An 11,017-nucleotide genomic window follows, 5' to 3' on the forward strand; every position below is an offset into this window, starting at 1 on the left:
CCAAACCTAGAAGATGCTGAAGTGCTTCAATATTTTTGGGGCTTGCGTTATTGTCTTCTAATTGAACTAATAATTCTCTGGCAGTAAGGAACGGCAATAGGTCCGCATGCTTTAATGCCATTCCTGCGGCAACTTTTTCGCGGTCCATTCCTAGCAGGAATACTGCGTTTAGGTCTGGATCTCCGAGCATTAAATTAATTGATTGCATAAGACTCGCTGCTTTAGCCGCTTCGCAACGATCCAAGTCGTCCACAAATACAAAGACTCGCCGGTTGCCTGCATATGCACGAACCATTTGGCCAAATTGCCTTTGAAAGCCTTCCACATAGCCAAGCTTATCAGCTGCACCTTTCTTCGAGAGATATTGCTTAATTGCTGGTAGCAGTGGATTGCCTAGTGCAGATGACAATTGCACCATTAATCCTATTCCGGTTATTATGACAACGATCAACTTGCCATTTTCACCCGTGAATAGTTTCTCAGTCAGGGCGGAAGCAGTCCTCTGATTATCACTCAGTTTATTCCATTGAGTAACGGAACTGGAAATGTCTGCCCAAGCCTCTCGGCCATGAGACCAAAACCAAGTGCATGCCCAACATGTAAAGATGAATATTGCAATCCTCAATGCAAACTTAATGACCTCAGGGAAGCCTTTGCTCCAATCGTAGCTCTGAAACCATAGGCAAAGAGGGGCCCAAAACCATCGTCTTGTCCATATTGACTGCCGCCTTACACTATTTGCAAATTCTAATGCAAATGCTGCCCACATAGCCTCCGCCTCAGCGTGTCGCCAAGGATTGAACCACATGGTAAGAGCTGTATGAGGAGTGAAGTTGTTTTTCAGCCAACATTTCAACCTCTCCATTAAGTCGTTCCGTCCTTCATAACTTTCTGGGCCATTACTTACTTGATTTGATAGCTGGCGCATGAATGAGGTTTTGCCTCCTCCCCACGGTGCTTCTATAGAGACGGTTAGTGGAGTTCCTGTTTTTGGTCTTGTAAGAAAGTACGCTAATGTCTCCACAAACTTTTCTCTTCCAAAATGGTCTGTAGTGCTTGGATTATCACCTTCCGCCTGTGCGCGACTGACGGCGGCAGAACTATTTTCAACAGGTGCGCTGTTTTGCTTTCTGCTTTCTGCTGCATGCTCTCCGACGGGAGGTGTGATTGAATCGATTTTTTTTCTAATGCGAATCTCTTCAGGTCCAATCTCAAAATCGACTCCAGTAAGTTCGGTGATATACTCTAAAGCTTTAATTAACGGTACATTTTTCAGGTCAAGGTTCAAAGATGCATTGAGCGTTAATAAATCTTCGTCAACCCTAAAGCTTACACCTCGCCTATATCCTGATTTGTCAGGACTATCGTAGTCTATGCTTTTTATACGAAGATACTCGATTGCCTCCTCAAGTGTTGCTCCACTGAATTGAACGGTCGGAAGAACAATTTTACGCAGCTTGTCTTCTTGACTCTGCATATCTAACAGATTTTCATTAGAGAAATTCTCAATACGACCATCGATTGAGGTTTCATCTGGACCATTGTATTCTTCTGGTTGCTGGCAAAAGTTAAGAACTTCATAGAATGATGCTCCATTCATCCAGTCGATCTCGAATCGAGATAATGTGCTATCAACTTGTGACCCATCGAGATTCAGGATGAGTAGACAATTACGCCTGTTATTGTTAGCTGAATTATGTAGCCAGTCTTTTATTTCTGATTTAGCCCATTGGCTGTTTAAATAATTATTTGACCACAATGCTAGAAACTTATGTGAATCGTTAAGCGCACGATTCATTTCATTTCTGAGGATGCCACTTTTGGGATATAAACCCCATTCATCCAACCAGACTCTAATATTGTGAGAAGCAAGTTTTTCGGCAATGGCTGTAGCCTCTATTTGATCGGCTTTGCTATAGCTTAGAAAAACGTCATAATTGAAAGCCATAATATTTTATATGAATGTTTTAATTTACGTTTGTCAATTATGAATACACGATCCTATTCAGGCTGTATTGTAATACTCGTGTTTGGCTTAGAGAAAAGCAGGAATATGCAGAGATGCAACACCGCTCCGGTCTGTTTTATAGAGTGCCTAAAAATCTCAGCTATAATGGCTTTACAATAGCATGCGCAGTTGATGGCGGCCTATCCTGCACATCAAGTTGCCCTGTCCAAGCCTCCAACCTGATGATCACCCAGCATGCTTTTTGTCCACGCTTTACCTGAAGACGAAATTACATGAATTTTTCCGCTCCTCAAACATCGCGGTTTTGCAACAACCCCCGCTCTGCCGCTGTAGATCTCCCGCCATGAACCTCTGGTTGCAGCAGCGCAGCGCTCCGGCGCTTAGTCCCGATCGGCGTCGGCTTTTGAAGTCGATGTCTGCGGGCGTCCTCGGGCTGGGATTGCCGGAGTGGCTGGCCTTGCAGGCGAGGGCGGGCAATGCGACCGGCACCGTGCAGGCAGGGCAGGCGAAGCGTGTGCTGGTGATCTATGAAGAGGGCGGCATCAGCCAGATGGACTCGTTTGATCCGAAGCCGGACGCGCTGCTGGATCATCGGTCGCCGTTCAAGCCGATCCCGACGAGCGTGCCGGGCACGCATTTCTCCGAGCTCATGCCGCTCACGGCGAAGCAGGCGCATCGGCTCGCCGTCGTGCGCTCGATGACTTCCGCGCCCACGGCGGGGCACAAGGAGTGCTGCCAGGAGTTTTTCAAAGGCTACCGCAACACCAACGCCTTCGACTTTCCCGACATCGGCGCGGTGGTCACGGAGCTCATGGGCACGGAGCGGCCCGAGATGCCGGGCTACATCTTTTGCCCGGGCATCAACATGCCCAATGCCGTCACCAGCACCGGCTTTCTGCCCGCGAGCCGCGCGCCGTGGAAGCTCGGCACCAAACAGCTCGGCGAAGACCTCAGCGATCCCGCGTGGAAGGTGCGCTCCCTGGAGTTGCAGGCTGGGCTGGGGCGCGAGCGGCTGATCGAGCGCTACCGCCTGCTGGAATCGCTCGATGACAGCGCCATCGCGCAATCGACCGCCGGGCAGCTGATGAAGGGGCACACCAAGCATGCGCTGGATCTGCTCACGAGCGATGAAGCGAAGCACGCGTTTGATCTTTCGCGCGAGTCGAACAAAACGCGCGACCGCTACGGGCGCGATCATCGTGGCAGCTGCTACCTCCTCGGGCGGCGGTTGATCGAGTCCGGCGTGCGCTTTGTCACCGTCACCTGCATCCAGCCGCCGGAGCACGTGAAGCGCCCCGGCATCGGCCAGCCGGGCGGCGTGTTTTTGAACTGGGATCATCACGAAGGCATCTACAACAACGGCCCCTGCGGCGGTCCGCAGGGCAGCAGCAATCAGGAGCGCTACGGCCTGCCGCATCCGGTGATGATGCCCAGCCTGGACCGCTCCTTCAGCGCGCTGATCGAAGACATGGATGAACGCGGCCTGCTGGCCGAAACGCTGGTATGTTTCGTCACCGAGATGGGCCGCACCCCGCGCATGAACAAGAACGGCGGGCGGGATCACTGGGCGCGCGCGATGTCCATCGCCTTTGCCGGTGCCGGCTGTCCCGGCGGTGCCGTCATCGGTGCCACCGACCGCGAAGGCGGCGATGTGACCGATGCCCTCTACACGCCCTACGACTACGCCGAAACGATCTACCGCAAACTCGGCTTCAGCGAGAACCAGCGCCTTGCACGCCCCAACGGCGTCGCCGTGCCCCTGTCAGATGGCGGCCGGGCGATCCGTGAGTTGTTTTGAGCGGGTGGCTGTAAGCCGATGAACACGTGAAGCCCCGCCTTGTGTCCCCCCGTCTGCTTAGAACCGGAAACCGATGCCTGCACCCCAGCCGTATTGGTTGTGGTACTGGCCCACGAGCGAGAGGTCCTTGAGCAGGATGTACTCGGCTCCCAGCGCGGTCTCCCACTGGGCTTTGGTGTCATACTGGGCACGGCCAAAGACTGAAAAGCGCGCGGTGATGTGGAATTCCTTGCTGACGGTGAAACGCGCGTCGCCGTCCGTGTCCACGGAGGCCTGGGACTGGATCAGGAAGGGCAGCAGATAGCGGGTGCCGAACATGCCGCGATTCCCATTGGTGCCGGTGCTCCACTCTTGACTGGCAAAGACGCTGAGGAAGGAGTTGATAAAGCGATCGTAGTCCAGGCCCATCTCGTATTGCGTCCGCTTACCGTTGCCGATGCGCGACTGCCAGTGGGCCATGAGGCCGTTGCGATTGTTCTGCCACGACATGCTGCCCTCGGTCATTTGGGAAAGCAGGATGCCTTCACCAAAGAACAATGCGGGATCATGCATGCCGCCCAGCAGCACCGAGTGCTTCATCGGATGCTCTGCCATGTAGCTCGGCTCAGGGGCGTCTTCGTAATGCACCACGCGTGCCATGCCGACCTCCATGTGATAAAGCACATGGCAGTGCATCATCCAGTCGCCCGGCTCATCTGCGGCGAACTCGATGGTGCGGCTCGTCATGGGCGGCACATCCACCGTGTGCTTCATGGGCGAGAGGCTGCCGGCGCTGGTGACGACACGGAAGAAATGCCCGTGCAAATGCATGGGATGGTGCATCATCGAATCATTGATGAAGGTGAAGCGCACCTTCTCGCCCCGCCTTACGTTGATGGTGTCCGCTTCGGTGAAGGTCTTGCCATCCAGCGTCCAGACAAAGCGGATCATGTCGCCCTGCAGGCGGAAGGTGTATTCGCGCAGCGGGCGTGCACCGGAGATCTCCGTGGAGCGCAGGGCGCGCAGCTTTTCATACGGGCTGCCGGGGCGCTGCGGGTCATCCATGCTGTGGGACATGGCGCCGCCGCCTTGCATGCCAGCCATCGGCGGCATGCCCTTCATGGCACTGTGATCCATGCCTTTCATCGCACTGTGGTCCATTCCCTTCATGCCGCTGTGGTCCATGCCACCCATGTTCGACATGTCATCCATCCCAGCCATGGCCTTGTAGAGGTTGGCCTTCGGTACATCGGCTGCGGCGTGCCGTATGCCCTGGCCGATGAAGAGGCTGCTATGGCCGGCGCCATCCATGGCGGTGGCTCTCAGCTCCCAGGCTCCGCCTTGCGCGGGCGCCTTCAGCAGCAGGTCATAAGTCTCGGCGATGGCGATGAGAAAGCGCCCGGTGGAAACGGGCTGCACCTCGGTGCCATCGGCGGCAATGATCTTCATCGGCCCGCCCGCATACTCCAGATGGTAGTAACTGGCGGCGCTGGCATTGATCACCCGGACTCGCACGCTCGCTCCCGGTCGCAGTGCCAAGGCTGCCGCTGGCTGTCCATTCGCGAGGAAGGCATCATAGCCCACATCGGACAGATCCATGGGCTTCATCCTTGTCATGGATCGTTTCACCATCTCCGGCCACGCATCGTGCTGGATGGCCCCGAGAATGCTTTGAGCCGTGCCTTTTTTGATCTGCTGCCACTCGCGGCCCGCGCGGAGCTGGCTCAGCACATCATGCGGGCGTTCATGGGTCCAGTCGGACAGCACCACCACAAGATCGTGATCCGCCGGGATGCGCTCGCCTCCTTTGGGGAGGATGACGATGCTGCCATAAATGCCGAGCTGCTCCTGCAGGCGGCTGTGGGAGTGGTACCAATACGTGCCGCTCTGGCGCAGACGGAAGCGAAACTCGCGGGTCTCGTCAGGTAGGATGGGCGCCATGTTCACATGCGGCACACCATCCTGACTGCTGGGCAGCAGGATGCCATGCCAGTGAATGGAAGTGTCCTCCTTCAAATCGTTGCGCACCCGCAGCACCGCATCATCGCCTTCGGTGAAGCGCAGCGTCGGGCCGGGGATGGAGCCGTTGATCGCCATCGCCCGCCGTTCCTTGCCGCCAAAATTCGCCGTGATCTCCGAGAGCGCGAGATCATAGCGCACGGTCCTGCCCGCCGCTGCCAGCGCAGAGCCGAGCCACAGAAGAGAAATCAGGACGGAGAGATGGCGGCAAGACATAAGGAAGATGGGACCTGGGAGTGAACACAACGAAGGCGGCATCCATCAAGGAACGCCGCCGCAACAATGGCAGGCTGCCTGTGCAGCTTCTGCAGTTAGCTGCCCTTCTGCATCATTTTGGCGTGCTCTGCGGCGGACATGCCGGGCATGGAGGATGAGGACGAACCGCTGGTGGAGCAGCTGCTGATGACAGCCAGCGTGATGGCAGCGAGGATGAGTGTGATGTGCTTGTTCATGGTGGATGATGGTTAGAGTTGGTTTCGGGTCTGGCATCCTTTCCCGGGCCTTCCTGGGAACTGCGCCGTGTGCACGTCAGTCACAGGAGCAGCCGGACTTGTCATCTGGGCTGGCCTCGGCGGGCGAGGTCAAAAACTTCTGCCGGCATGGCTCGCTGCAAAAGTAAAAGGTCTCACCATCGCGCTGCGCGTGGATGGCGGTGGCGGGGTCCACGGTCATGCCGCAGATGGGGTCCTTGGTCACGGTTTGAGTGGGTGTCATGGCCGTCCTTTTTATCTCAGGACGGCGGCGGGTGCCATGGGGTGTCCACCCCAGTGAGCTGCCTTACCCCAGCTTCACACGGCTCAACCGCAAAGCGTTGCTGATGACGGACACCGAGCTCAGGCTCATGGCGGCTCCGGCCACGATGGGGCTGAGCAGCAGACCAAAGAAGGGATACAGCGCACCGGCGGCAAGCGGGATGCCGAGGGCGTTGTAGAGAAAGGCAAAGACGAGGTTCTGCCGGATGTTGCCCAGGGTGGCACGGCTCAGGCGGATGGCTTTGGCGATGGCGCGCAGGTCGCCTTTCACCAGCGTGACGCCCGCGCTCTGCATCGCCACATCCGTGCCGGTGCCCATGGCAATGCCCACATCGGCAGCCGCCAGTGCGGGGGCATCGTTGATGCCGTCTCCCGCCATCGCCACGACTTCACCCAGAGCATGCAGGCGCTTCACTTCCGCGATCTTGTCGGCTGGTGTGACCCCGGCCTTGAAGCTGTCGAGCCCCAGCTTCGCAGCGACGGCGCTGGCCGTGCGCGCGTGGTCACCAGTGAGCATGATGACTTTCACGCCGAGCTCGTGCAGGCTTTGCAGCGCTTCGGCCGTGGTGGCCTTGATGGGATCTGCCACCGTGAGCAGTCCGGCTGGCTGACCATCCAGCGCCATGAAGAGTGCAGTCTCTCCGAGTTCCTGGCGCTTGGCGGCCTGCGCCTGCAGCGCCTCCAGATTCATCACGCCTTTCTCGCGCAGAAAGTCGGCTTTGCCGATGAGCACCGCCCGGCCACTGATGCGGCCGGAGACACCGCCGCCCGTGCTGGATTCAAACCCTTCCACGGGGAGCAGCGGCAGCTTCTTTTCCTTCGCCGCATTCACCACGGCGGAGGCCAGCGGATGCTCGCTGGATTGCTCCAGTGATGCCGCGAGCTGCAGCAGCGTGTCAGGTGGTTCGTTGCCGGCGGGAATGGCCTGTGAAAACTGCGGCCTGCCCTCCGTCAGCGTCCCTGTTTTGTCCACCAGCAGCGTGGTCACTTTCTCCAGCCGCTCCAGCGCGGCGGCGTCCTTTACCAGCACGCCTTCACGCGCGCCACGCCCCACACCGACCATGATGGACATCGGTGTCGCGAGCCCCAGCGCACAGGGACAGGCGATGATGAGCACCGCGACGGCATTGACGATGGCAAAGGCGATGCGCGGCTCCGGCCCCAGCCACCACCAGAGTGCAAACGTGAGCGCTGCGATCACCAGCACCGCAGGCACAAACACGGCGGCCACTTTGTCCGCGAGTCCCTGGATGGGTGCGCGGCTGCGCTGGGCCTGCGCCACCATGTCCACGATCTGCGCGAGCAGCGTCTCACGGCCCACGCGTTCCGCCTTCATCACAAAGCTGCCCGTCGTGTTCAGCGTGCCGCCGGAGACTTGGTCGCCCGCGTTTTTTTCCACCGGCAGAGGTTCGCCGGTGAGCATGGATTCATCCACGGCAGAGGCGCCCTCAGCCACCACGCCATCCACGGGAATTTTGTCGCCGGGACGCACACGCAATGAATCGCCCGCCACCACGGCATCCAAAGGAATGTCTTCGTCGCCGCTGCGGGTGATGCGCCGCGCCGTGGGTGGCGCGAGATCGAGCAAAGCGCGCATCGCACTCCCCGTGCGGCTGCGGGCGCGTGCCTCCAGCCATTGCCCCACGATGACGAGCACGATGATGACGGCCGCAGCTTCAAAGTAGAGCGGCACCATGCCATCCATCTGCATGGCGGCAGGAAACACAGACGGCAGCAGCAGCGCCACCACGCTGAACACGTAGGCCGAACCCACGCCGATGCTGATGAGCGTCCACATGTTCCAGTGGCCGGTGCGCAGAGAGACCCAGCCACGGCGAAAAAAGGGCGCACCCGCCCATAGAACGACAGGTGTGCTCAGCAGCGCCTGCACCCAGCGCGAAATGCTGCCATTGATCCAATGCGTATGGCCCAGGGCGGGAATGAGATGAGCCATGGCCAGGATGAAGACCGGCAGCGTCAGCACGCCCGCGATCCAAAGCCGTCGTCGCAGGTCCTGCTCCTCGCCGCCTTCATCTGCATCATCCCGGGCAGTCGTCACTGGCTCCAAGGCCATGCCGCATTTCGGGCAGTCGCCGGGGTGGTCTTGCTGCACCTCCGGGTGCATCGGGCAGGTGTACATCGTCTTCGCCGCCGCTTTCCATGCCGGATTGCGCTCCAGCGCCATGCCGCACTTCGGGCAGTCGCCCGGCTTGTCAGACTCGATGCCCGGGCACATCGGGCAGAAGTACTTTGCACCCACAGATGGCTGCACCGCTTTCTGTGCGGTGGGGACGTGGTGCTGGCAGCAGGAATGGTCGTGCGTAGGCATGGGAAAGAGGGGGCAAAAGACAAGGGGCTGGCGGGCACGCAGCCCGCCAGCATCCACGAAGATCAATGCAGCGCCTGCTTCTTCTGCGCCGCCTTCACCTTCGCCACATACTCGGCAGGGTTCTTGTTGAAGTCCTCCAGGCAGGACTTGCAGCACAGATAGACGTCCGTGCCATCATGCGTGACTTTGACGGGTTTGCCCATGCCGCCAAGATCTTCATCTGAGACGACGCATTTCTTGAGCGGGCAGGTGGCAGGAACGCCTTCTATGGCAGAGGCGATGCCAGCACCGAGGAACAGGCTGGAGAGGAGGGCGAGAGTGAGTTTCATGATGGATGTTTGGGGCGTGGTTTGCGACCGACGGGATGCCGCCAGTCATTCAGTACAACACCGGGAAGCTGCCAACCCCTTGCAGGATGCTCCGAAATTGGCAGCACACCGGCCCTCTAGCCGCTCACTTCTGCGCGTCGTGGTGTTCTTTGTGGTCACCCTTCATCATCGGGCACTTGGCCATGGACTCCTTGCCCATCTCCATGTGCTTCATCATGTGTTTCATCATTTCCTCTTCCATTTTCGCCTTGCGCGCATCCATGGCGATCCGCTGCTCCAGCATGTGGGTGATCAGGGCGGCCATCTCGTCCACCTTCTTGTCGGCCGGGGCGCTGTTCATCTTGGCGGCATGAGCGGTGAGCTCGGCATCCTGGGCCTTCATGTCGGCCTTCATTTTCGCCTTCTCTTCCTTCATCTTCTCACAGTGTTCCATCATTTTGGAGTCCATCTTCTTCTCATCCGCAGGTTCGGCGGCTTGTGAAAAGATGGGAGACAAGGTGGCGAAGGCCATCGTCAATGCGAGGCTGGAGCGGATGAGGAGGCTTGAACAGGGTGGGGTTTTCATGGTCGGTTGCTTTCGTTTTTTTGTTTGGTGTCTGTCTCTGGCGGAGCCGGCGACAAGATTCATCGTCTGCAGGTATGAGCATCTTCGCGATGGGGTTAAACCCTGCTTTTCATGGCGGAGGGCGCAATGACATCAGGCGGCCATCGGGTGAAACACCCGCGTGGGGCCGGCCCCTTGACGAAGTGGATGTTTTTCTTTCCATGGGAGGACGTTGAGTCCCGCTGGCACCGGGCACCTGCGGGCAGGGGGCTTTGCCTGGGCCGTGAGGTGCACAGGCCCAGGCGCCGCCTGCCGGCGTGGCATCCGCTGGTATGCCGTGCCTAGCTGGATTTGTCCCGTATCTTTTGATGCAGGGCTGTGTGTTCCGGACCGGCCGTCTTCTCCGCTTGATCCTGCAGCAGTTCCAATTCCTTGGTCTTGGCGGGAAGTTGTTCAAACGTCTTCAGATCGGTGCCGAGTTTCTTTTCGGCTGCTGGAGGCTCTGGTTTCATGTGTTTGCTCTGTGCTGCGCGCTCAATTGCAGCAGCTGGATGAGGTGCCCTTGATGGCCTGTTCCACGGCTTCACGGGTTTCACCCGTGCGCTTCTGGATGCGGCCCACCAGTTCATCCTGCTTGCCTTCGATGAACTGGAGATCGTCATCGGTGAGCGTGGCCCATTTCTGCTTCAGCTTGCCCTTGATGATGTTCCAGTCGCCTTTGATTTCGAGTGTTGTCATGGTCGTGTGGGTTGGGTGTGGGTGGTTCTGCGGCCGGAATTTTCGCGGATTCGCAGGCCACCACTCTGTGCCAGCGGGAGACGAATAGCGATGGGGTGTAACCCGACCTTGGGGCATTCATGCCTGGCATTGTCATCCACCCGCCGCTGCACCCATCACACACCCCCGGCTGAACTATACCACCAAATACCACGGCATGCGCCCAGCAAAGGGCCGGGATGCCTCCAGGGGAGACAACCCGGCCCAAAGCGACAAGCTGCGCTCAGTAAGAGCGGGTGGTTCGAGCGCCTCAGGCCACAGCGCCCCCGGAGCGCGGACTTCCAGTCCGCAGCAGGTCGCTTTCACTCAGCGCATGTCGCTGCAGGTGGAAGTTCGCAAACACGGGTGTTTCGGCACGTGAAAGCGAGGGGCGGAGGGCCGTTTCGGAATTCGGCGTGCATGCGGTGCAGCGAACTCGAGGGAGGTGCGGGGCCATGTGTCTTCGCGGAGTGCTGCGGACTGAAGTCCGCGCTCCTGGACGCTTTGATCTTCGGCGCTTGATCCCGCGATGCCTTCTCTGG

10 protein-coding genes are annotated in these 11,017 nt (G+C 58.6%); 1 reads left to right on the forward strand and 9 read right to left on the reverse strand.

All coding sequences use genetic code 11. The annotated features are described in order from the left end of the window. On the reverse strand, nucleotides 1-1,948 hold a 1,948-nt coding region (locus tag WAW39_RS21910), incomplete at its 3' end, for a TIR domain-containing protein (RefSeq protein ID WP_422321292.1). Between the two features lie 364 nt (nucleotides 1,949-2,312). Here WAW39_RS21910 and WAW39_RS21915 point away from each other — a divergent pair. Next, nucleotides 2,313-3,767, forward strand: a complete 1,455-nt coding sequence (locus tag WAW39_RS21915) for a DUF1501 domain-containing protein (protein ID WP_422321293.1) — start codon at nucleotides 2,313-2,315, stop codon at nucleotides 3,765-3,767. A 57-nt stretch (nucleotides 3,768-3,824) separates the two neighbouring features. Here WAW39_RS21915 and WAW39_RS21920 read toward each other — a convergent pair whose 3' ends face one another. The 8 genes from WAW39_RS21920 to WAW39_RS21955 all read right to left on the reverse strand — a co-directional run bounded on the left by WAW39_RS21920 (nucleotide 3,825) and on the right by WAW39_RS21955 (nucleotide 10,457). Next, the gene (locus WAW39_RS21920) at nucleotides 3,825-5,981 is read right to left on the reverse strand and encodes a multicopper oxidase domain-containing protein (protein ID WP_422321294.1); all 2,157 of its coding nucleotides are present in this window, start codon (nucleotides 5,979-5,981) and stop codon (nucleotides 3,825-3,827) included. Between the two features lie 95 nt (nucleotides 5,982-6,076). Next, complete coding sequence (locus tag WAW39_RS21925) at nucleotides 6,077-6,217, reverse strand: hypothetical protein (RefSeq protein WP_422321295.1); 141 nt, start codon at nucleotides 6,215-6,217, stop codon at nucleotides 6,077-6,079. A gap of 76 nt (nucleotides 6,218-6,293) precedes the next feature. Beyond that, on the reverse strand, nucleotides 6,294-6,479 hold the full coding sequence (locus WAW39_RS21930) for a YHS domain-containing protein (RefSeq protein ID WP_422321296.1): 186 nt from the start codon (nucleotides 6,477-6,479) through the stop codon (nucleotides 6,294-6,296). 63 nt (nucleotides 6,480-6,542) lie between these two features. Continuing rightward, nucleotides 6,543-8,846: a copper-transporting P-type ATPase gene (locus tag WAW39_RS21935; RefSeq protein WP_422321297.1), complete on the reverse strand. Its 2,304-nt coding sequence runs from the start codon at nucleotides 8,844-8,846 to the stop codon at nucleotides 6,543-6,545. 62 nt (nucleotides 8,847-8,908) lie between these two features. Then, complete coding sequence (locus WAW39_RS21940) at nucleotides 8,909-9,175, reverse strand: hypothetical protein (RefSeq protein WP_422321298.1); 267 nt, start codon at nucleotides 9,173-9,175, stop codon at nucleotides 8,909-8,911. A 124-nt stretch (nucleotides 9,176-9,299) separates the two neighbouring features. Beyond that, nucleotides 9,300-9,740 carry a hypothetical protein gene (locus WAW39_RS21945; protein ID WP_422321299.1) on the reverse strand — a complete coding sequence of 147 codons (441 nt, stop codon included), beginning with the start codon at nucleotides 9,738-9,740 and terminating at the stop codon, nucleotides 9,300-9,302. Nucleotides 9,741-10,060: 320 nt separating this feature from the next. Further along, nucleotides 10,061-10,231, reverse strand: coding sequence for a hypothetical protein (locus WAW39_RS21950; RefSeq protein ID WP_422321300.1), 171 nt, complete (start codon nucleotides 10,229-10,231; stop codon nucleotides 10,061-10,063). Nucleotides 10,232-10,253: 22 nt separating this feature from the next. Next, nucleotides 10,254-10,457, reverse strand: a complete 204-nt coding sequence (locus WAW39_RS21955) for a CsbD family protein (protein WP_422321301.1) — start codon at nucleotides 10,455-10,457, stop codon at nucleotides 10,254-10,256. Between the last annotated feature and the right edge of the window lie 560 nt (nucleotides 10,458-11,017).

The sequence above is a fragment of the Prosthecobacter sp. genome (assembly GCF_049294395.1).
GTDB lineage: Bacteria > Verrucomicrobiota > Verrucomicrobiia > Verrucomicrobiales > Verrucomicrobiaceae > Prosthecobacter.